The following is a 21,775-nucleotide window of genomic DNA, read 5'->3' on the forward strand; positions in this document are numbered from 1 at the left end:
ATTTTATAACTGAATCATTTTGCGTCGGTTGCTGTACCGTTGGCATGCCAGGTAAACACGCCGAACTCAAAGCCTTTCAGGTCGCCCTTCTCATCCCATGTCAGCGGACCCATTACGGTCTCTACGGAGTTAGCTTTCAGCCAGGTGGCGATTTCAGCCGGATCGGCAGAGTGGTTCAGACCGGCCTGCAGCGACTGCAGCGCGGCGTAGGTGGTCCACACGAACGCGCCGCTCGGATCCTGTTTCTTCGCCTTGATCGCATCCACAATCGGTTTGTTCGCCGGAACCTGATCGTAGTTCTTCGGCTTGGTTACCAGCATGCCTTCCGCAGATTCGCCGGCGATATTAGAGAGTGATACGTTCGCGACCCCTTCCGGCCCCATGAATTGGGTTTTCAGGCCAGCAGCGCGGGCCTGGCGCAGGATCTGGCCCATCTCCGGGTGATAACCGCCGTAGTAAACGAAATCGATATTCTCTTTCTTCAGTCGCGCCACCAGTGTGGAGAAGTCTTTCTCACCGGCGGTGATACCGTCAAAGAAGACCACGTTGGCGTTGCCTTTCTTCAGGTTATCCTGCACGGCACGGGCCAGGCCTTCACCGTACTGCTGTTTGTCATGAACAATGGCGATACGCTGCGGTTTTACCTTTTCCAGAATGTATTTCGCCGCGGTCGGGCCCTGGTCCGAGTCAAGACCGGTGGTACGTAATACCAGCTTGTAACCACGCGCGGTCAGCTCCGGTGCGGTCGCCGCTGGCGTGATCATCAGAATGCCTTCGTCTTCGTAGATATCAGAAGCCGGTTGGGTGGAGGAGGAGCAAAGGTGGCCGATAACATATTTAATACCGTCGTTAATCACTTTGTTCGCTACCGCAACGGCCTGTTTCGGATCGCAGGCATCATCGTATTTTACAATTTGCAGTTTTTCGCCTTTGATACCGCCCTTCGCATTAATGTCTGCAACAGCCTGTTCCGCACCGGTAAACTCCTGATCGCCGTACTGCGCAACCGGACCGGACATCGCGCCTACCACGGCCACTTTAATGTCTGCCTGTGCCATGGTGCTGAACGCCAGCGCAATACATCCTGCCAGTAACGCTTTACCCTTCATTTTCATCCTGAGATTCCCCATTGTTCTGGTTGTAACGTTTGTTGTGATGTTGTTTTATGGCGCTTTATTTCATATATGCGTCTGCCGTACGCGCCTTTTCAGCACACTCTGCTAAAACATACCCCATTTTTATCTTTTGGGAATAGATATTTTGAAATGTAGATCGTGTATGCCCGGCAGATCGGTGCCGCCGGGCGGACAGGTTACTGCGTCAGCGAGCGGGAGATGATATCGAGCGCCCGGCGGAACTGCGCATCGGGGATGGTGAGCGGATAGAGGAAGCGGATCACATTGCCGTAAACGCCACAGCTGAGCAGCAGCAGGCCCGCCTCCAGCGCGTGGGCCTGCACTTTCTGGGTAAAGCCAGGCGATGGCCCGCCGGTTTGCGGATCGCTAAACTCCACGGCGACCATAGACCCCAGCGCACGCACGTCAGCAATGTACGGGCAGTTGGCCCTGGCGTTGTTTAGCTCCGCGACCAGCGCCTCCCCGAGCACGCGGGAGCGCTCGCAAAGCTGCTCCTCTTCAATGACCTCCAGCACCGCCAGCGCAGAGGCGATCGCCAGCGGGTTACCGGCGTAGGTGCCACCCAGCCCACCCGGGGCGGGGGCATCCATCACCTCGGCACGACCAGAGACCGCCGACAGCGGCATGCCACCCGCAAGGCTCTTCGCCATGGTGATCAGATCCGGCTTGACGCTGTAGTGCTCCATTGCAAAGAGCTTGCCGGTACGGGCATAGCCGCTCTGTACCTCATCAGCGATGAGCAGGATACCGTGCTGGTCGCAGATCTTACGCACGCCCTGCATAAAGTCGTCGGGCGCAATGACGAAGCCGCCCTCCCCCTGCACCGGCTCCAGCAGAATGGCCGCCACCTGATCCGGGGCGATATCGGCTTTGAAGATACGATCCAGACTTTTCAGGGCATCCTGGGTTGAGACGTCATGCACCGCATTCGGGTACTGAGCGTGAAAGATCGAACCGGGGAAAGGGCCGAAGCCAATTTTATAGGGGGCGACTTTACCGGTCAGGGCCATCGTCATTGAGGTCCGGCCATGGAAGCCGCCGCCGAAGGCGATCACGCCAGGGCGTTTGCTATAGGCGCGGGCGATTTTGATCGCGTTCTCAACCGCTTCCGCACCGGTAGAGAAGAAGGCGGTTTTTGCTGGCCCCTCGACCGGCACGCGGGCGTTGATCTTCTCCGCCAGGGTTACGTAGCTCTCATAGGGCACCACCTGATAGGCCGTATGGGTAAAGGCATGGAGCTGCTTCTCGACTGCCGCCACCACTTTTGGGTGGCGATGACCGGTATTCAGCACCGCGATCCCGGCGGCGAAGTCGATCACCTCGTTGCCCTCTACGTCCCACAGCGTGGCGTTCTCTGCTCTCTCGGCGAAGAAGTTACACATGACGCCGATGCCGCGCGGCGTCGCCTGTAAACGCCGTTCGTTTAGTTCGTTATTTTTCACCCTGTCCCCCTGAGAAATACCCATGCGTAGCGCATCTGTAAGTGTTTGCCAGGGGCTAAAAATTCGCCAGAGCGGGCGCTAAAAAAACAAAACCCCCGGATTTTCATCCAGGGGTTTAGCAGGTGACTGCGCGAAAGTTAGGCTTCGATAGCCGCACGCAGCTTTTTCATCGCATTCTTTTCCAGCTGACGCACGCGCTCGGCAGAGACACCATACTGGTCGGCCAGCTCCTGAAGCGTGGACTTATTGTCTTCGTCCAGCCAGCGGGCGCGAATAATCGCCTGGCTACGCTCGTCGAGCCCCTGCATCGCATCGGTCAGGCGGTTTGCCGCCTGCTCTTCCCAGTTATCGTCTTCAATGCCGTCAGCAAAGTTAGACGATTTATCCTGCAGGTAGAGCACCGGAGCCATCGGCTGGCTGTCGGACTCGTCGTCGGAGGACATATCAAAGGTCATGTCCTGCGCGGCCATCCGGGACTCCATCTCACGCACGTCTTTGCTGGAGACGCCCAGCTCGCGTGCGACCATTTCGACTTCGTCCTGGTTGAACCAGCCCAGACGCTGTTTAGATTTACGCAGGTTAAAGAACAGCTTACGCTGCGCTTTAGTGGTAGCGACCTTCACAATACGCCAGTTACGCAGGACGTATTCATGAATTTCGGCTTTGATCCAGTGCACGGCGAACGAGACCAGACGCACACCCACTTCCGGGTTAAAGCGACGCACGGCCTTCATCAGACCGATGTTGCCTTCCTGGATCAGGTCTGCCTGCGGCAGGCCATAGCCCGAGTAGTTACGAGCAATATGAACAACAAAGCGCAGGTGAGACAGGATCAGCGTTTTAGCTGCTTCCAGATCGCCCTGGTAATGCAGCTTTTCAGCCAGCGCCCGCTCTTCATCAGCCGTTAACATCGGCCAAGCGTTAGCAGCCCGGATATACGACTCCAGGTTACCAACAGGGGCTAAAGCTAAAGTTTGCATTTCTTTGGTCATTCAAATCCTCTCAATAGACTTCTTACTGGCGGCGGTTTGTCCCTTTCATCTTTTCAGGAACAGGCAACAAACATGCCAGCGATTGTGAGCAACGAGAATATCATCCACATTTTTATCAGACAGTGATTTTATCCACAAGTTCAATGCCGTCGTGTGAATAGATTACGCACAAATTGTGACACAGCGTTGATAAAAACAGACGCAGGGGAGAAGAGATAACAGGGACTCTTTCCCTGCAAGACATCACGTGCAGGAAAAGAGTATATCAAAAAATCGCTTAGTCAGGCGTAAAGTGACGTAAATGTTGTACTGTTGCCAGCCAGGCGGCCAGCCAGCCGATCATTGAGCACACCAGCAGCAGCAGCAGACATTCGTCAAACGACAAACCATCGAGGTTGAACTGGGTACCAAATACCTTCGCCACGTCGGCCACGGCAGAGGAGAGCCGCATGACCAGCACCTCTGACAGGATCAGCGACATCAGCGCCCCGCTAAAGCCCAGCAGCGCCCCGCCATACAGGAACGGACGCAGGATAAAACCGTCGGTTGCCCCAATCAGCTTCTGGACGTTGATCGTATCGCGGCGGGAGAAGATGCTCAGCCGCACGCTGTTACCGATCACCAGGAATACGGCGGCCACCATCAGAACGCCAATCATCGCCGATACCCGGCCCACCAGCCCGGTCAGCGCCGTCAGACGGGCAAACCAGCTGTCGTCCATACGCACTTCATCAATACCGTTGATGCGCGTAATCCGATCCCGCAGGGTGTTCAACGACTCAGTACTTTGGAAATCGAGCTTGGGCACCACGACCGCCACGGCAGGAAGCGGGTTCTCTTCGAGCATATCCAGCGCGCCGCCAAAGCCGGACCAGTTACGAAACTCGCCGAGAGCGTCCTCGCGGGAGAGATAGTTAACCTTCTCCACCCCCTGCTCCGACTGCAGCTGGCCTACCACCTGCTGAGCGGCGTTATCATCCAGCGCCTTATCGAAGTAGACGGTGATCTGCGGCGACGGATAGTACTGGGTCGCCGCCTGATTGACGTTCTTATAGACCATGTAACAGACGCTGGGCAGCGTGAGGGAGATGGCAATCACCATCACCGTCAGGAAGGTCGCCAGCGGCTTGCTCTTGAGATCCTGCAGCGCGCCGCTAAATGCGTAGCGCATCTGCTCATTGAAGACGTTACTCTTCCGCGAGCCGGGCTTAGGCGGCGTCTTGCCGCGCCCGGACGGGGAACGACTGCCGCCCGCGCCTGCGCCAGGCTTGCGAAAACGATCGAACTTGCCGCCAAACTGACGAATTTGATTTACTGCGTCGCGTTTATTCACCCGCCAGGCCTCCATGCAAATGGCCGTCGCTCAGGCTCAGCGTGCGATATGAACGACGGGAAATCAGTCCGATGTCGTGCGTCGCCATCAGAACGGTGACCCCGACGCGGTTAAACTCCTCGAACAGGCGCAGAATGCCTTCCGAAAGCGCCTCATCAAGGTTACCGGTCGGTTCATCCGCCAGCAGCACCGCCGGCTTGTTGACCACGGCGCGGGCGATGCCCACGCGCTGCTGCTCACCGCCAGAGAGTTGGATCGGAAAATTTCTCGCTTTGTCCAGCAGCCCGACCTTATCAAGGGCCGCAGAGACGCGACGGCGAATGTCATCCCCGCTGGCCCCGGCGATAATCAGCGGGATAGCCACGTTGTCGTAAACCGTGCGGTCCATCAACAGATGGTGATCCTGGAAAATCATGCCGATCTGCCGACGCAGAAACGGCACTTCGCGGTTCTTCAGGCGACTAATATCATGCCCCCCAAAGAAGATTTTCCCGGCGCTTGGCCGCTCAATACCACAGATCAGCTTGAGCAACGTACTTTTCCCTGCGCCAGAGTGGCCGGTCAGAAATGCCATCTCGCCCTGCTGCAGGTGAAAGGTCACCCCCTGCAGCGCTTGTCTCCCACCGAGATAGGCCTTGCTGACGTGTTCAAAGCGAATCATTGTTAATCCTCTCGGGCAAAAAGTGCCTCTATAAAATCGCCCGCATTAAACGGACGCAAGTCCTCTATACGCTCGCCAGTCCCGATATACCGAATAGGGATCCCGAACTGGTCGGCGACGGAGAAGATCACCCCGCCCTTCGCTGTACCATCCAGCTTGGTCAGCGTGATCCCCGTCAGGCCTACCGCCTCGTTAAACAGGCGGGTCTGGCTTACTGCATTCTGCCCGGTGCTGGCATCAATGGTCAGCATCACTTCGTGCGGCGCATCGACATCCAGCTTTTTCATTACGCGGACGATCTTCTTCAGCTCTTCCATCAGGTGCGCTTTATTCTGCAAGCGACCGGCGGTATCGGCGATCAGCACGTCAACGCCGCGTGATTTCGCTGCCTGGATAGCGTCGAAGATGACCGAGGCGGAGTCTGCACCGGTGTGCTGGGCAATCACCGGGATATTGTTGCGCTGGCCCCACACCTGGAGCTGCTCAACCGCCGCCGCGCGGAAGGTATCCCCCGCTGCCAGCATCACCGATTTGCCCTGCTGTTCAAACTGACGGGCCAGCTTGCCGATGGTTGTGGTTTTCCCAACGCCGTTGACGCCCACCATCAGAATAACAAACGGCGTTTTGCCTTCAATATTAAGCGGCGCATCAACTTTTGCGAGAATCTCGCCCATCTCCGCCTTCAGCAGGCCGTAGAGCGCCTCGGCATCCTGCAGCTGTTTGCGGCTGGCGCTCTCGGTCAGCGTGGCAATGATTTTACGCGTTGTCTCAACGCCGACGTCCGCCACCAGCAGCTGCTCTTCCAGCTCTTCGAACAGATCATCATCGATTTTTTTGCCGCGGAAAAGAGTGATAAATCCGGAACCGAGATTCTCTTTCGTTTTCAGCAGGCTGCGTTTCAGGCGCGCAAAGAAACCCTCTTTGGTGGGCTTCTCCTGCTCCAGAGGTGCGACCTCAACGGGCTCCTCCTCCAGAACGATCTCCTCCTCCGCAGGGGTTGAGAGCGCAGCGGCCTCCAGCTCCTCGTCGGTGAGTTCACGCTCATCGTCTTCCGTTAGCCACTCCTCCGCTTCCGGCTCGACGACGGTGGCCTCTTCCGTCTGCGGCAGCGCTTCCTGAGGAATGTACACCGGCGGCTGAGCGTGCTGAGACGCGGCTGGCGCGGGCTGAACCGCTTCCTGTACGTCTTCTGGAATGTCTTCGTGGATCGCGTCCTGAACAGTTTCCGGAACCGTGTCCTGAACCTCTTCCATGGCAACCACCTGCTCCGTCACCTCGACGACGTCAGCGGCAAAGGCTTCCGATTCGGCTTCGCTGTGCGGGGCATGCTCCGCTTTTGCTTCCGCCTCTTTTTCAATTTCTGTTACAACAACCGCCTGCTGCTGGATCTGCTCTTCCGGCTGCTGCTCAATCTGCTGCTCAGGCTCTGCCTGCTGCGGCTCCTCTTTCGGGCCTAAGCCCAGCCAGGAGAGGAAACCCCGTTTTTTCTCTTTTGCCATTTGCGACTACACTCCTCGCGGTTAATTCATGGCACAGCCCGTATTGTCCTAAACCTAGTCGCAAACAGGGACTGAAAATTTTGTAAGTAATTCGTTAGTCTAACACTTTCCTGATTCCACAGCACCGCCTGCGGATTAAGGTTTCGTCCAGCGTCGCCCGCCGCTAAAATAGCGGCCTAAAAATTGTGACCAGAGCCAGCATTATGAAAAAACCCAACCGAGCCGCCAGCGGCCAGATACGCATCATTGGCGGCCAGTGGCGCGGCCGCAAACTGCCGGTGCCGGACAGCCCCGGCCTGCGTCCGACGACGGATCGCGTCAGAGAGACCCTGTTTAACTGGCTGGCTCCCTCAATGGTAGACGCCCGCTGCCTCGACTGCTTCGCCGGTAGCGGCGCGCTGGGCTTGGAGGCACTGTCGCGCTACGCGGCCTCTGCGACGCTGATTGAGATGGAGCGCGGCGTCGCCCGCCAGCTGCAACAGAACCTGGCGACGCTGAACGCCACCCAAGGCAAGGTCGTGAACGACAATACGCTGACGTTTCTGAATCAGAGCGGGACCCCGCATGATATCGTCTTTGTCGATCCGCCGTTTCGTAAAGGCCTGCTCGACGAGACGCTGCGGCTGTTGGAAAATAACGGCTGGCTGGCGGATGACGCGCTAATCTATGTAGAGAGCGAAGTGGAAAGCGGGCTGCCGCCCGTGCCGACACATTGGGATCTGCACCGTGAAAAGATAGCCGGTCAGGTGGCCTACCGCCTCTATCACCGACAAGTACCTTCATCATCGATAAGTACAGGGAGCGTAACATGCTGATTAATCTGGGCCGACTCATGATGCTGTGCGTCTGGGCATTTCTGATCCTTAACCTGGTTCACCCCTTCCCGCGTCCGCTGAATATCTTCGTTAACGTGGCGCTGGTTTTCACCGCCTTTATGCATGCCTTACAGATGGTGATGATGAAAACCGCCCTGCCAAAAGATGGCCCGCAGATGACCGCCGCCGAGCAGTGGCGCATCTTTCTGTTCGGCGTCTTTGAGCTGCTGGTGTGGCAGAAAAGGCTTAAGCAGAATCTTCAGCAGAAGAAGTAATCGGACGGGCCCGCGTTGTCATCTGCCCGCCACGGCCACTACACTGAATAGCAAGGGTGTGGGCATAACGCCCATGAGACAGTAACGAATTCAAGGAATTAAGATGCTTTGGTCGTTTATCGCCGTATGTTTTTCCGCCTGGCTCTACGTGGACGCGTCCTATCGCGGGCCCGCCTGGCAACGCTGGGTCTTTAAACCCGTTACGCTGCTGCTGCTGTTACTGCTGGCCTGGCAGGCACCGATGTTCAACGCCGTTAGCTATCTGGTGCTGGCCGGTCTCTGTGCGACCCTGGTGGGCGATGCGCTAACCCTGCTCCCGCGCCAGCAGCTGCTCTACGCTATCGGGGCGTTCTTCCTCGCGCATCTGCTCTACACCATCTACTTCGCCAGCCAGATGACGCTCAGCTTCTTCTGGCCGCTGCCGCTGGCGCTGCTGGTGATTGGGGTGCTGCTGATCGCCACCATCTGGACGCGACTTGAGGAGCTACGCTGGCCCATCTGCACCTTTATCGCCATGACGCTGGTGATGGTCTGGCTGGCTGGCGAGCTGTGGTTCTTCCGCCCAACCAGCCCGGCGCTGTCGGCGTTTGTCGGTGCCGTCCTGCTGCTGTTGAGCAATATTGTCTGGCTGGGCAGCCACTACCGCCGTCGCTTCAAGGCAGACAGCGCCATTGTTAGCGCCTGCTACTTTGCTGGTCACTTCCTGATTGTTCGCTCCCTCTACATTTAACGCTTGACTCTGGAGTCGACTCCAGAGTGTATCCTCCGGTTAATGAGAAAATTATCATTGACCGGAGGACGTTATGTCTGTTCCTGAAAAGTCCAAAAAAGCGCCGCAGTTTACGGCGTTTAAGCCTGCCTCTACGCCGGTCCAGGAGGCATGCAGCTACGCCGAAGCGTGCGACACTCAGCGTGTCGCTCCCCTGCCGGAGAGCGGTAACCAGTACACTTGGGTGGTTAACGGCATGGACTGCGCCGCCTGCGCGCGTAAAGTGGAAAACGCGGTCAGGCAGGTTGCCGGCGTTGAACAGGTTCAGGTGCTTTTCGCCACCGAGAAGCTGCTGGTTAATGCCTCGGGCAACGTTAGCGCTCAGGTAGAGGCCGCGGTCAAAAACGCCGGTTACGCCCTGCGCAGCGAATCGGCCCCGGCTGAGAAAACGTCCTTCCTGCAGGAAAACCTGGCCCTCATCACGCTGATCGTCATGATGGCGCTGAGCTGGGCACTGGAGCAGGTCAACCACCCGCTCGGTAACCTGGCGTTTATCTCGACCACCCTCGTCGGCCTCTACCCTATCGCCCGCCAGGCGCTGCGCCTGATGAGAAGCGGCAGCTGGTTTGCCATTGAGACGCTGATGAGCGTGGCGGCCATCGGGGCGCTGTTTATCGGCGCGACGGCAGAAGCGGCGATGGTGCTGCTGCTGTTTTTAGTCGGCGAACGTCTTGAGGGCTGGGCTGCCAGCCGGGCGCGTAAGGGCGTCAGCGCGCTGGTGGCGCTTAAGCCAGAGACCGCGACTCTGGTCGTCAACGGCGAGCGTAAAACGGTGGCGATAGCCACGCTGCGTCCCGGCGATGTGATTGAGGTCGCCGCCGGAGGCCGCCTGCCTGCTGATGGCGCGCTGCTTAGCGCTGAAGCCAGCTTTGATGAGAGCGCCCTCACCGGCGAATCCATCCCCGTGTTGCGTGCCGTCGGGGAGAAGGTGCCTGCCGGGGCCACCAGCGTGGATCGTCTGGTTCAGCTCAGCGTGCTGTCCGAGCCGGGCGACAGCGCTATCGACCGCATCCTCAGACTGATCGAGGAGGCCGAGGAGCGCCGCGCGCCCGTCGAGCGCTTTATCGATCGCTTCAGCCGGATCTATACCCCTATTATTATGCTCGTTGCCCTGCTGGTTGCCGTTGTGCCTCCACTGCTCTTCAGCGCCCCATGGGAGGGCTGGATCTACAAGGGATTGACGCTGCTGCTAATCGGCTGTCCGTGCGCGCTGGTGATCTCCACGCCAGCGGCGATCACCTCCGGGCTGGCGGCAGCGGCACGCCGGGGCGCGCTGATTAAAGGCGGCGCAGCGCTGGAGCAGCTCGGGCGCGTGCGGCATATCGCCTTCGATAAAACCGGCACCCTGACGCTGGGTAAACCGCAGGTCACAGGAATTTATCCTCATCACATCAGCGAGGAGAAACTGCTTACGCTGGCCGCTGCGGTTGAGCAGGGTTCGACCCACCCGCTGGCTCAGGCCATTGTGCGTGAAGCCCAGTCCCGCGGGCTAGTGATCCCACCCGCCACGGCGCAGCGTGCGCTGTTGGGATCGGGTATTGAGGCCGAGGTCGAAGGCAAGAAGGTGCTGATCTGTGCGGCGGATAAGTTTGCTGCTGGCGAATTTAGCGAGCGCATTCACGCGCTGGAAACGGCCGGGCAGACGGTGGTGATCGTTGCTGAAGATGGCGAGCTACAAGGCGTGCTGGCGCTGCGAGACACCCTGCGTGATGATGCCAGGCAGGCGGTTACTAACTTACATCGGCTAGGCGTGCAGGGGACGATCCTGACGGGCGATAACCCACGCGCGGCGGCGGCGGTTGCTGACGAGCTGGGGCTTGAGTTCAAAGCCGGGCTGCTGCCAGCGGATAAAGTCGCGGCGGTCACCGCGCTAAATGCTCACGCGCCGCTGGCAATGGTCGGCGACGGCATTAACGATGCGCCGGCCATGAAGGCGGCCACTATCGGTATTGCGATGGGCAGCGGTACCGACGTGGCGTTGGAGACCGCCGACGCGGCGCTAACCCACAGCAGACTAAGCGGGCTGGCAGAGATGATTACCCTGGCGCGGGCAACGCACGCTAACATCCGGCAGAACATTGCCATTGCGCTGGGGTTGAAGGCAGTTTTCCTGGTAACCACGCTGCTGGGGATCACCGGACTCTGGCTGGCGGTGCTCGCCGACACCGGCGCAACGGTGCTGGTGACGGCAAACGCATTGCGACTATTACGTAGAAGATAAAACTATAGGGCACGAACCGTAGGCCGGGTCAGGCGTTAGCCGCACCCGGCGTAACGGAGTCGATTTAACGCCCGGCGGCGCTATGCTTGCCGGGCCCACAACGACACGAATCCTATTAACTATTACTGCATCCCCAACACTCCCGGTAGCCACAGCGAAATGGCCGGGATATAGGTCACCATGCCCAACACCACCAGCAGCATGGCGTAGAACGGCAGCATGGCGCGTACCACGGTCTCGATCTTCTGCTTGCTCACCGCGCTGGCGACAAACAGCACCGAGCCTACCGGCGGCGTGATCAGCCCGATCCCGAGGTTAACCATCATGATCATACCGAAGTGCACCGGATCGATCCCCAATGAGTTGGTTACCGGCAGCAGCACCGGGGTCAGGATCAGGATCAGCGGGGCCATGTCCATCAGCGTGCCCACCAGCAGCAGCATGATGTTGAGATACATCAGAATGACGTACTTGTTATCCGACAACGAGGTGAAGAACTCAGTGATGCGCATCGGCAGCTGCATGTAGGTCATCACTGCGCCGAACGCTGCCGCAAAACCAATCAGGATCATCACGATAGTGACGGTCTTTACCGTGCGGCACATCAGCTTCGGCAGCTCGTTCCACTTGTAGTCGCGGTAGATAAACATGGTCACGAAGAACGCCCACAGGCAGGCGACCGCCGCCGACTCGGTGGCGGTAAAGATCCCTGACAGGATGCCGCCGAGAATGATCACCACCGTCATCAGCCCCCACAGGGCATCCAGCAGGATCTTCAGCGCCTGCTTAAACGGGATCCGCTCCCCCTTCGGATAGCCACGCTTGTGGGCAAAGCCCAGGCAGAGCACCATCAGGCTTACCCCGAGCAGCAGCCCCGGCAGTACGCCGGCAATAAACAGGGTAGCGATAGAGACCGTGCCCCCCGCTGCCAGAGAGTAGATCACCGAGTTATGGCTGGGCGGGATCAGAATGGCCTGCACCGAGCCGCTGGCGGTCACCGCCGCCGCGTACTCACGCGGGTAGCCCTTCTTTTCCATCTCCGGGATCATCACGCTGCCGATAGAGGCCGTGTCCGCTACCGACGAGCCGGAAATCGCGCCGAAAAAGGTTGAGGCGACAATATTCACCAGCGACAGGCCACCGCGGATAAAGCCGACAAAGACGTAGGCAAAGTTAACCAGACGCCGGGCGATCCCCCCTTCCGCCATGATCGCACCCGCCAGGATAAAGAATGGGATCGCCAGCAGGGTAAACTTGTTCACTCCGCTGGTGATCTGGATCATCAGCGCCTCAAGAGGCAGGTCGATCCACAGCGCACCGGCAACCGCACTTAGCCCAACGGCGAACGCCACCGGCATCCCCAGCGCCAATAAGATGGCGAGGGTGAATAACAAAACAAATGCGTCCATCTTTCACCCCTTAAGTATGGTTGCCGATCAGCACGACCGGTCGATTTTCCTGCGAGCCAAACATCAGGCGCTCCAGCACGAACAGGATCAGAATGGCCGACCCCAGCGGCAGCGGCAGATAGCTCTCCCCGGAGGTCAGGATGGGAAACTCAGCGACGGGCTGCTCCCAGAGCTCAACGCAGAGCCAGTAGCTGTACCAGAAGATGATCAGGGAGATCCCCAGCATCAGCAGATCCACCACTCTGACGCACAGGGTTTGCAGCGCGGCGGGCAGCCGGTCGGTAAGCATATTCACCGCGATGTGTGACCCGGCGCGGTAGCTCACCGCCGCACCGATAAAGGTAAAGGTCACCATGCAGATAATGGCGATCGGCTCCGGCCAGGACTCGCCACGGTTCAGCACGTAGCGCGAAAAGATGCCAATGGGGATCACGATGGTCATCACCAGCAGCGACAGGCCCGCCACGGCCATCGCAAGCAGGTACAGACGGTCCATCCACTTCAGGTAGAGTTCGGACATACGTCCTCCACAAAACGGGTCTGATTTACTTAACGTCGGCGATGGCTTTCATCAGATCCTGATGCTTATCGCCATACTGGGCGCGCACCGGCTCTGTGGCTTTGATAAAGACCGATTTGTCGATGTCGTGGAACTGGACCCCGCCCGCCTTCATTTTGTCGAGCGCCTGCTGGTTATAGGCATTCCACAGCTTGCGCTGTTCAAACTGCGCTTCGCGGGCGAGGGTAAGGATTTTTTGCTGATCGTCAGCGCTGAGCTTATCCCACTTCACTTTGGAGTAAAGCAGCATCTCTGGGGTGATGAAGTGGCCGCTGAGGGTGTAGTTTTTCGCTACCGGCATATAGTTATGGGCGACGAAGGTTGGCGGGTTGTTCTCTGCTCCGTCAATCACGCCGGTTTGCATGCCGCTGTAGACCTCGCTCACGCCCATCGCCACCGAGTTAGCCCCCATATCTTTCAGCGTAGCCAATGCTACCGGGCTACCCTGCACGCGGATCTTCTTGCCTTTCAGATCTTCCGGTTTGACGATCGGATCCTTGGTGATCAGGTTGCGGGTGCCGGAGTCCATCCAGCCGAGGAACACCAGCCGGGATTTCGGGTTGGCGGTGAGCTTGTCGCCGATCTGCTTGCCGATATCACCGTCGATAATTTTGTGCATGTGGTCTTCATCGCGGAAGACGTAGGGCAGCGTAAAGACTTCGATGTCCGGCAGGATCGCCGCCACCGGTGCCATGGAGACGCGGATGATATCGATAGCGCCCATCTGCGCCTGCTCGATCATCTGCTTTTCATCCCCAAGCACACCGCCGGGAAAGACTTTAATCTCCAGCTTGCCGTCGGTTTGCTGTTTCAATTTTTCGCCCATCTGCTCTACGGCCACCACATTGGGATAACCCTGCGGATGAACATCGGCAGCTTTGATGGTTTGGGCGGCAACAGAGGAGGCAAAAGCAGTCAGGCACAGAGCGGCTAACAACGGCTTCAAGGTCGTTTTCATTGAGTCAACTCCAGGGTAGTGAGGTAAGCGGCAAACAGCGTTTTATTTTTACGCTTAAAAACTACACTACGCCCGGAGAAGCAGGGGTGAAGCGGTTCACAAAAGTAACAAGATTGTGAAACGATGGTTCAATTATGTGACAACAGTAGTCCAAATAGCCTCTACCGCAGCAGTCTACTGCCCTTTACGTAACAGGTAACGATACGGCAACGCCTCTACCTGTTGAGCGACAAGCTCGTGCTCCATAAAGCGGCAAAAGCCGGGAATGTCGCGCGTAGTGGCAGGATCGTCGGCGATAATCAGTAAGGTTTCCCCAGCCTGCATAGTGCGTACGGTTTTGCGTACCATCATCACGGGTTCCGGGCAGCGCAGCCCCTGGGCGTCAAGCGTATGGTCTGGCGTAGTAAAGAGATCGGTCATTTTTAGCTCATCTAATCAAAAACCGCTGTAGTTTACGCCGCGATTATCGCAAAGCAAACCAAGTTAACGATTGCGTGGATATTAACCATTGCAAAGCGGTTTCAAAGCAGTATGATGCGGCGGTTCAAATTGGGTTCCCTCACCCCAACTCTTAAAAAGGTCACAATATGACGCAGTTCTCGCAATCTCAGCGCATGAAAGCGCTGTTCTGGCTATCGCTTTTTCATCTGCTGGTGATCACCTCCAGCAACTACCTGGTACAGCTGCCGATCTCGGTGTTTGGTTTCCATACCACCTGGGGCGCGTTTAGCTTTCCCTTTATTTTCCTCGCCACCGACCTGACCGTGCGTATTTTTGGCGCACCGCTCGCCCGGCGGATCATCTTTGCCGTCATGATCCCGGCGCTGATTATCTCCTATATCGTTTCGTCGCTGTTTTATATGGGCAGCTGGCAGGGCTTTGGCGCGCTGACCCACTTTAACCTCTTCGTCGCCCGCATCGCCGCCGCGAGCTTTATGGCGTACACCCTGGGGCAGATCCTCGACGTGCGTGTCTTTAACCGCCTGCGTCAGAATCGCCGCTGGTGGCTCGCCCCGACGGTCTCCACGGTGTTCGGTAACGCCAGCGATACTATCGCCTTCTTCTTTATCGCCTTCTGGCGTAGCCCGGACGCGTTTATGGCCCAGCACTGGACCGAAATCGCGCTGGTGGACTACAGCTTTAAGGTGCTTATCAGCATTCTGTTCTTCCTGCCGATGTATGGCGTATTGCTGAATATGTGCCTGAAAAGACTGGCGGATAAATCTGAAATTTCCGCGTTGCAGGCCAGTTAAAGGTACGCTTCCTAACTTGTGATAAGATGGGCCTATGAGCCATTTTGGCCGTTTATCGAAAGGAAGAAGTCAATGCGCAATCTGGTTAAGTACGTCGGGATTGGCCTGCTGGTATTAGGGCTGGCGGCCTGTGATAACAACGACACGAAAACGCCTGCACAGGGTGCCGCGCCGGAGAGCAACGCGACCGGGCAGCCGGTAAGCCTGCTGGACGGTAAAGTCACCTTCTCCCTGCCTGCCGACATGAGCGATCAGAGCGGCAAGCTGGGTACCCAGGCGAACAATATGCACGTCTACTCCGACGCCACCGGCCAGAAAGCGGTGATTGTGATCGTTGGCGATACCACCAATGAAGAGCTGCCGGTGCTGGCGAAACGTCTGGAAGACCAGCAGCGTAGCCGCGATCCGCAGCTGCAGGTGGTGACCAATAAATCCATCGAGGTAAAAGGTCACACGCTGCAGCAGCTGGACAGCATCATCTCCGCGAAAGGCCAGACCGCCTGGTCCTCCGTGGTGCTGGGTAAGGTTGATAGCAAGCTGCTGACTATTCAGGTGACGCTGCCGGCAGAAAACCAGCAGCAGGCGCAGAGCGCAGCAGAGAATATTATCAACACCATCGTGATTAACTAATTGTGTATAACGCCCGGCGGCGCGCTGCTTGCCGGGCCTACGATTCTGAAACGGTCTCCAACGGAGGCCGTTTTTTTAACTGCCACGCCAGCAGCAACGCCACCGCGACCAGCCCTGCCGCCGCAATATAGATTGACGAGACGCCAGTCCACGCCATCAGCAGCCCCGCTGCCGGCCCGGTGATGCCCAGGGCTAGATCCATAAATACCGTATAGGTCGCCAGCGCCGCTCCCTGATTCTGCTGCGGCACCGCTTTAACTGCCACGACGCCCAGCGCCGGGAAGACCAGCGAGAATCCCGCGCCTGCCAGCAGCACGCCGACTTTTGCCATCCAGGGCGCAGAGGCAAGACCGGTGAGCATTAATCCCAGCGTCTCCACCGCAAAGCAGATCAGCGCCACGTTGAGGCCGCCTAACCGGCTAATGCTGTTAGGGAAAAAGAGCCGCGCGCCGATAAATGCACAGCTAAAGAGCGTCAGGGCAAAAGCCGCACCGTCCCAGCCTTTCGCATCGTAGAAAAGGGTAATAAAGGTGGCGATAACGCCGAACCCGGCAGAGCCCAGCGCCAGCGCCATGCCGTAGAGCCAGATGCGCCCCAGCACGTCGCGAAACGGCAGCGGCTTGCCTTTGCTCACCTTCACCGCCGGACGGGTCAGGGCAAAGAGAAACGCCACCAGCGCCACGGCCATGATGGTGAGAGACAGTCCGGTCAGGCCGACGTAGTGAAAGCAGAGCACGCCCAGGGGCGCACCGAGCGCCATCGCACCATAGGAGGCGATACCGTTCCAGGAGATGACCTTGCCGATGTGCAAAGACCCCACCGTACCGACGCCCCAGAGCGTTGAGCCAGTGCCGGCGAAGCTCTGCCCTACGCCGAGGATCACCCTGCCGACGCAGAGCAGTACCAGACTCACGACGGGCCAGCCGCTGCCCATGCTCGCCAGCAGGTAGCCGACGCCGCTCAGAAAGCAGCCGCACAGGCCAAAAAGCACGATCTTTTTTGGTCCCAGGCTGTCGGCATAGCGCCCGGCATGGGGGCGGCTCAAGAGCGTGGCGAAATATTGCAGGCTGATCACCAGCCCCGCCCAGAAGGCGCTAAAGCCCATCACGTCGTGAACATAGCCCGGCAGTACGGCCAGCGGCAGACCAATAATGAAGTAGCTTGCGAAGTTAAATATAACGACGGAGATAATACGCAGATTGAGGCGCACTCCGCTTAGCGCCGGGTCGGCGACGGGTTCAGGCATCAAGCTCACCAGTTTTACAACGGTTCTTTACAGGAGGGTTTCACTATTACCACGACGAGGCATGAAAATCAGCCCTCACAATAAGATTATCCGTCTTAAGCGAAGCCCCAACAAGGCACTACACTTAACGTGCACAGCGATAAAAGGAATTCAACATGCTCAACGTATTGCCTGAAAAATCCGGTGATAAAGCAGGACTGCACATTCTTGTCAAAATGGCCGCATTAGTGATTATCCTCGCGGGTATTCATGCGGCGGCCGATATTATCGTCCAGCTTCTGCTGGCGCTCTTTTTTGCCATCGTTCTTAACCCTCTGGTCACCTGGTTTTTACGCCGCGGTATTAAACGCCCCCTCGCTATTACTATCGTGGTGGTGGTGATGCTGATCGTGCTTACCGCCCTGTTTGGCGTGCTCGCCGCCTCCACTACCGACTTTATTAATCTGCTCCCCAAATATAACCGGGAGCTAACGCGTAAAATTGTCGCCCTACAGCATGCGCTGCCTTTTTTGAATCTGCATATCTCGCCGGAGCGCATGCTACAGCGCATGGACTCCGACAAAATGATGACCTTCGCTACCACGCTGATGGCACAGCTCTCCAACGCCATGGCCAGCATCGTCCTGCTAGTGATGACGGTGGTGTTTATGCTGTTTGAAGTTCGCCACGTGCCCTACAAGCTGCGCTTCGCGCTGAATAATCCGCAGATCCACATCGCGGGCCTGCACCGGGCGTTGAAAGGGGTCTCGCACTATCTGGCGCTCAAAACGCTTATTAGCCTGTGGACCGGGGTAATTATCTGGCTGGGGCTGCTGCTGCTGGATGTCCAGTTTGCCCTGATGTGGGGCGTGTTAGCGTTTCTGCTGAACTACGTGCCCAATATCGGCTCCGTGCTGTCGGCCATCCCACCGATGATCCAGGCGCTGCTGTTTAACGGCTACTATGAGTTTTTCATGGTCGGCGCGCTCTTCCTGGTCGTGCATATGCTGCTGGGCAACATTCTAGAGCCGCGGATGATGGGCCACCGGTTGGGGATGTCCACCCTGGTGGTGTTCCTCTCGCTGCTGGTATGGGGATGGCTGCTGGGGCCGGTGGGCATGCTGCTCTCGGTGCCACTCACCAGCGTGTGTAAAATCTGGATGGAGACCACCAAAGGCGGCAGCAAGCTGGCCATCCTGCTCGGCCCTGGCCGACCAAAGAGTAAGCTGCCAGGGTAGAGCACTTTCGCCAGCGGCTGCCTAAACCCGGTGAGCTTACTTCAGGTTTTCCGGGAAGTTTTCTGGCAGCTCGCTGGCCGCACAGTCGATGACGCTGTCGTTATTTGCCCCGCAGTCGCGTACAAAGGTGATGGTCGCGAACTCATCGATCACTTCCGTTGGATAGGCAGGCCCCGCCTCGCGGTAGGATTCCATCAGCGGAATATGATCATTCTGGAAGCAAACGGTTTTTTCTGGGTTGTTTATGACCCAGCGCGGGAAGAAGATCGTCCCGTGGAACAGCCGGTCGCCGAGGTTAGCAATCAGGCTAACGTCGGTCCCGGTCGGCTCGGTCCATGAAATTTTGTAGATACTTTCACCCACCCGCACAATGTAGGCATGCTGATCTTTCACCCAGCGATTACCGACAATGCCGCTATGAATACGGTAATCCAGCGTCGACGCGTTTTTCACATAAATCTCGTAATTCCAGCCGTTGTCGTAGGTGTAAACCAGATGTTTACCGACAAAACCACTCAGATCGTGTTTATCAAAGCTGCTCATTTTTTACCTCCTTCATGTGATAGAGATAGCGTACCGCTGCAAATTATGGATTAATAACGCTGATTTTGGATAAAATTAATCAACTTTTTAGATAATTTATGCACAAGACAACCCTGGAACAGTGGTCACTGCTGGAAAAAGTTATTGAACTGGGCAGCTTTGCCAAAGCCGCTGAAGAGACGCATCGCAGCCAGTCGTCGGTGAGCTATAACCTGGCGCTATTGCAAGAGCGTTTGGGCATCGCGCTGCTCGTGCCGGAAGGCCGCCGCGCTGTATTAACGCCTGCCGGGGAACTGCTGTTAACCCAGGTTAAGCCCCTGCTGAAGGCGTTTGCCTACGTTGAAACGCGGGCCTCAACCTTGCGCAACGGTATGCGCACCCGCCTTGATTTGGTGGTGGATAGCATCTTTCCCCGCAGCCGTCTGTTCGCCATTTTGCGTCAGTTTCAGCAGCGCTATCCCCAGACGCAGGTGCATCTCACCGAAGCCCAGGAAAACGTTGCCCTACCCGCGCACAGTGAAGCCGACGTGATGATCCTACCCCGCCGTCAGGATATGACCGGACGCGGGGAGTGGCTGATGAACGTGGACTTTATCGCCGTGGCCCATCGCGATCATCCTCTCTTTGCGTTGAGTACGTTGAATGACGAGGCTCTATCTGCCTGGCCGCTGATCCGCATCGCCGGGAGTGACAGTGCGCAGCAGGCCACCAGCGAAGCCTGGACCTTCTCGACCATTGATGCCGCGATTGACGCAGTGATGTATCAGGTGGGGTACGGCTGGCTACCGGAAGAGCGGATCCGCGACCAGCTTGAGGCGGGCGTCTTAAAAATACTGCCCCTTGGCCACGGCGTGCGCCGCGCTACGCCCCTGCACCTTATTGTAAAAAAAGACTTAATGCCCCTCGATGAGCAGGTTGAGACATTGCTTAAACTCCTGACCTCTGCAAAGTAGCGTCTATGCTTAACGTTCAATAACGACATCTACGGGAGCAAGCAATGAAGATTGATTTAACGGGCAAAGTTGCGCTGGTGACCGCCTCCACCGCCGGGATTGGTTTTGCGATTGCGCGCGGGCTGGCTGAGAGCGGTGCAGAAGTGATCCTCAACGGCCGCAGCCAGGAGAGCGTGAACCAGGGCATTCAGCAGCTGCAGCAGGCGGTGCCGGGCGTAGAGGTGCGGGCCACCATCGCCGATCTCAGCACCCCCGAAGGCGTTGAATCGGTACTGAAAACCGCCGCGTCCGTGGATATCCTGGTTAATAACGCAGGTATCTATGGCCCGTCCGATTTCAGTGCCACCGACGACGCCACCTGGGATAACTACTGGCAAACCAACGTCATGTCCGGCGTTCGCCTGGCGCGCGCCCTGCTGCCGGGGATGGTGAAGAAGGGCTGGGGCCGGGTGGTCTTTATCTCTTCCGAATCAGCCCTCAATATTCCGGCGGATATGATCCACTACGGCGTGACCAAAACGGCGCAGCTGTCACTGGCACGCGGGCTGGCAAAATACGTGGCGGGCAGCGGCGTGACGGTCAACAGCGTGCTGCCGGGCCCGACGCTTTCCGACGGTTTTGCCGCCATGATGCAGAGCGAAGTAGACAAAACCGGTAAATCGCTGGAGACGGTCGCCACCGAGTTTGTGAAAGCCAACCGTCCCACCTCGGTGATCCAGCGTGCCGCCACGGTGGATGAGGTCGCCAATATGGTGGTCTACGTCTGCTCAACCCAGGCCTCGGCGACCTCCGGCGCAGCGCTGCGCGTCGACGGTGGCGTGGTAGACGATATTGTATAACCCAGCGTGGAGAAGCGTTATGCCTATGCAAATCTCACGCTGTGTGCTGGCCGCCCTGCTCTTCAGTGGGACGGCTGCGGCAGCAGAGTACGGTGAACACCTGGAGGGTTTTAACTACCCCTGGGAACTCAAAAAGTTTGATTTTCAGTCGCAGAAACAGCCGCTCAGCATGGGCTATATGGATCTTCAGGCGGATAAGCCCAACGGTCACACGGTCGTGCTCCTGCACGGCAAAAACTTCTGCGCCGCCACCTGGGAGGAGACGATCCGCGTCCTGCACGAGGCCGGGTATCGCGTCGTCGCCCCGGATCAGATTGGCTTCTGCACCTCTATCAAGCCCGCCAGCTATCAGTACAGCTTCCAGCAGCTGGCAAGTAATACCCACCAGCTGCTCGACTCGCTGGGGATCAAGAAGGCCACCATTATCGGTCACTCCACCGGCGGGATGCTGGCCACCCGCTATGCCCTGATGTACCCCCAGCAGACCGAGAAGCTGGTGATGGTCAACCCCATCGGCCTTGAGGACTGGAAAGCCAAAGGCGTGCCCTACCGCAGCGTTGACGAGTGGTATCAGCGAGAGCTAAAAACCAGCGCCCAGAGCATCAAAGCCTATGAGCAGAAGACCTACTACATGGGCAACTGGAAGCCGGAGTATGACAAGTGGGTCGATATGCTGGCCGGTCTGAGCAACGGGCCGGGCAAAGAGCGCGTGGCGTGGAACTCCGCCCTGCTCTACGACATGATCGCTACCCAGCCAGTGGTCTATGAGTTCAAAGATCTGCGGGTGCCGACGACGCTGTTTATCGGCACCGGGGATACGACCGCCCCTGGCAGCGATACCGCCCCGCCGGAGGTCAAAAAGGCCGTGGGCAACTATAGCGTGCTGGGTAAAGAGGCCGCGAAGCAGATCCCAGGCGCAACGCTGGTCGAGTTTGATGGCATGGGCCACGCCCCGCAGATGGAAGATCCGGCGCGCTTCCACGAGGCGCTGCTGAAGGATCTACAGTCGTAATCTGCTGTTAGTT

Annotated in this window: 22 protein-coding genes; 10 read left to right on the forward strand and 12 right to left on the reverse strand. The window is 57.8% G+C overall.

Annotated elements, in window-relative coordinates:
- Positions 1–14: 14 nt before the first annotated feature.
- From livJ to ftsY, 6 genes are all read right to left on the reverse strand, one after another.
- On the reverse strand, positions 15–1,115 hold the full coding sequence (gene livJ / locus FN633_RS04850; RefSeq protein WP_154056930.1) for a branched chain amino acid ABC transporter substrate-binding protein LivJ: 1,101 nt from the start codon (positions 1,113–1,115) through the stop codon (positions 15–17).
- A gap of 197 nt (positions 1,116–1,312) precedes the next feature.
- The gene (locus tag FN633_RS04855) at positions 1,313–2,578 is read right to left on the reverse strand and encodes a 4-aminobutyrate--2-oxoglutarate transaminase (RefSeq protein WP_154056931.1); all 1,266 of its coding nucleotides are present in this window, start codon (positions 2,576–2,578) and stop codon (positions 1,313–1,315) included.
- A 137-nt stretch (positions 2,579–2,715) separates the two neighbouring features.
- On the reverse strand, positions 2,716–3,570 hold the full coding sequence (gene rpoH / locus FN633_RS04860; protein WP_042393216.1) for an RNA polymerase sigma factor RpoH: 855 nt from the start codon (positions 3,568–3,570) through the stop codon (positions 2,716–2,718).
- Between the two features lie 277 nt (positions 3,571–3,847).
- Complete coding sequence (gene ftsX, locus FN633_RS04865; RefSeq protein WP_154056932.1) at positions 3,848–4,903, reverse strand: permease-like cell division protein FtsX; 1,056 nt, start codon at positions 4,901–4,903, stop codon at positions 3,848–3,850.
- On the reverse strand, positions 4,896–5,564 hold the full coding sequence (ftsE, locus tag FN633_RS04870; protein ID WP_154056933.1) for a cell division ATP-binding protein FtsE: 669 nt from the start codon (positions 5,562–5,564) through the stop codon (positions 4,896–4,898). The genes ftsX and ftsE overlap by 8 nt, the downstream gene beginning before the upstream one ends.
- 2 nt (positions 5,565–5,566) lie before the next feature.
- Positions 5,567–7,063: a signal recognition particle-docking protein FtsY gene (gene ftsY, locus FN633_RS04875; protein ID WP_154056934.1), complete on the reverse strand. Its 1,497-nt coding sequence runs from the start codon at positions 7,061–7,063 to the stop codon at positions 5,567–5,569.
- Between the two features lie 203 nt (positions 7,064–7,266).
- On the opposite strand from ftsY, the gene rsmD reads away from it, so the two are divergent.
- The 4 genes from rsmD to zntA all read left to right on the forward strand — a co-directional run bounded on the left by rsmD (position 7,267) and on the right by zntA (position 11,143).
- A complete protein-coding gene (gene rsmD / locus FN633_RS04880) occupies positions 7,267–7,878 on the forward strand; it encodes a 16S rRNA (guanine(966)-N(2))-methyltransferase (protein ID WP_154056935.1) in 612 nt (203 codons plus the stop codon).
- Positions 7,872–8,153 carry a DUF1145 family protein gene (locus FN633_RS04885; RefSeq protein WP_154056936.1) on the forward strand — a complete coding sequence of 94 codons (282 nt, stop codon included), beginning with the start codon at positions 7,872–7,874 and terminating at the stop codon, positions 8,151–8,153. The genes rsmD and FN633_RS04885 overlap by 7 nt, the downstream gene beginning before the upstream one ends.
- Before the next feature lie 103 nt (positions 8,154–8,256).
- Positions 8,257–8,883, forward strand: a complete 627-nt coding sequence (locus FN633_RS04890; protein ID WP_042393226.1) for a lysoplasmalogenase — start codon at positions 8,257–8,259, stop codon at positions 8,881–8,883.
- 73 nt (positions 8,884–8,956) lie between these two features.
- Complete coding sequence (zntA, locus tag FN633_RS04895; RefSeq protein WP_154056937.1) at positions 8,957–11,143, forward strand: Zn(II)/Cd(II)/Pb(II) translocating P-type ATPase ZntA; 2,187 nt, start codon at positions 8,957–8,959, stop codon at positions 11,141–11,143.
- 122 nt (positions 11,144–11,265) lie between these two features.
- Here the strand turns inward: zntA and FN633_RS04900 are convergent, their stop codons facing one another.
- The 4 genes from FN633_RS04900 to tusA all read right to left on the reverse strand — a co-directional run bounded on the left by FN633_RS04900 (position 11,266) and on the right by tusA (position 14,489).
- The gene (locus tag FN633_RS04900; protein WP_154056938.1) at positions 11,266–12,552 is read right to left on the reverse strand and encodes a TRAP transporter large permease; all 1,287 of its coding nucleotides are present in this window, start codon (positions 12,550–12,552) and stop codon (positions 11,266–11,268) included.
- Positions 12,553–12,562: 10 nt separating this feature from the next.
- A complete protein-coding gene (locus tag FN633_RS04905) occupies positions 12,563–13,072 on the reverse strand; it encodes a TRAP transporter small permease (RefSeq protein WP_154056939.1) in 510 nt (169 codons plus the stop codon).
- A 25-nt stretch (positions 13,073–13,097) separates the two neighbouring features.
- A complete protein-coding gene (locus FN633_RS04910; RefSeq protein ID WP_154056940.1) occupies positions 13,098–14,069 on the reverse strand; it encodes a TRAP transporter substrate-binding protein in 972 nt (323 codons plus the stop codon).
- A 174-nt stretch (positions 14,070–14,243) separates the two neighbouring features.
- A complete protein-coding gene (tusA, locus tag FN633_RS04915; protein WP_154056941.1) occupies positions 14,244–14,489 on the reverse strand; it encodes a sulfurtransferase TusA in 246 nt (81 codons plus the stop codon).
- Between the two features lie 167 nt (positions 14,490–14,656).
- Between tusA and FN633_RS04920 the strand changes: the two genes are divergently transcribed.
- Together FN633_RS04920 and FN633_RS04925 are read left to right on the forward strand one after the other, a co-directional pair.
- The gene (locus tag FN633_RS04920; protein WP_042393241.1) at positions 14,657–15,322 is read left to right on the forward strand and encodes a 7-cyano-7-deazaguanine/7-aminomethyl-7-deazaguanine transporter; all 666 of its coding nucleotides are present in this window, start codon (positions 14,657–14,659) and stop codon (positions 15,320–15,322) included.
- Between the two features lie 72 nt (positions 15,323–15,394).
- Positions 15,395–15,952, forward strand: coding sequence for a DcrB family lipoprotein (locus tag FN633_RS04925; protein ID WP_042393243.1), 558 nt, complete (start codon positions 15,395–15,397; stop codon positions 15,950–15,952).
- A gap of 37 nt (positions 15,953–15,989) precedes the next feature.
- On the opposite strand, the gene FN633_RS04930 is transcribed toward FN633_RS04925, so the two are convergent.
- Positions 15,990–17,198: an MFS transporter gene (locus FN633_RS04930; protein ID WP_154056942.1), complete on the reverse strand. Its 1,209-nt coding sequence runs from the start codon at positions 17,196–17,198 to the stop codon at positions 15,990–15,992.
- Positions 17,199–17,353: 155 nt separating this feature from the next.
- Here FN633_RS04930 and FN633_RS04935 point away from each other — a divergent pair, with 155 nt between their 5' ends.
- A complete protein-coding gene (locus tag FN633_RS04935) occupies positions 17,354–18,415 on the forward strand; it encodes an AI-2E family transporter (RefSeq protein ID WP_154056943.1) in 1,062 nt (353 codons plus the stop codon).
- A gap of 36 nt (positions 18,416–18,451) precedes the next feature.
- Here FN633_RS04935 and FN633_RS04940 read toward each other — a convergent pair whose 3' ends face one another.
- Complete coding sequence (locus FN633_RS04940; RefSeq protein ID WP_154056944.1) at positions 18,452–18,958, reverse strand: phenolic acid decarboxylase; 507 nt, start codon at positions 18,956–18,958, stop codon at positions 18,452–18,454.
- 98 nt (positions 18,959–19,056) lie between these two features.
- On the opposite strand from FN633_RS04940, the gene FN633_RS04945 reads away from it, so the two are divergent.
- The 3 genes from FN633_RS04945 to FN633_RS04955 are packed head-to-tail and all read left to right on the forward strand — an operon-like array spanning position 19,057 to position 21,762.
- On the forward strand, positions 19,057–19,911 hold the full coding sequence (locus tag FN633_RS04945; protein WP_154056945.1) for a LysR family transcriptional regulator: 855 nt from the start codon (positions 19,057–19,059) through the stop codon (positions 19,909–19,911).
- 44 nt (positions 19,912–19,955) lie between these two features.
- Positions 19,956–20,750 carry an SDR family NAD(P)-dependent oxidoreductase gene (locus tag FN633_RS04950; protein ID WP_154056946.1) on the forward strand — a complete coding sequence of 265 codons (795 nt, stop codon included), beginning with the start codon at positions 19,956–19,958 and terminating at the stop codon, positions 20,748–20,750.
- Between the two features lie 19 nt (positions 20,751–20,769).
- Positions 20,770–21,762 (forward strand): alpha/beta fold hydrolase, encoded by a 993-nt coding sequence (locus tag FN633_RS04955; RefSeq protein ID WP_154056947.1) that lies wholly within the window; start codon positions 20,770–20,772, stop codon positions 21,760–21,762.
- Positions 21,763–21,775 lie beyond the last annotated feature (13 nt).

Source organism: Pseudescherichia vulneris, assembly GCF_902164725.1.
Taxonomy (GTDB): Bacteria; Pseudomonadota; Gammaproteobacteria; order Enterobacterales; family Enterobacteriaceae; genus Pseudescherichia; species Pseudescherichia vulneris.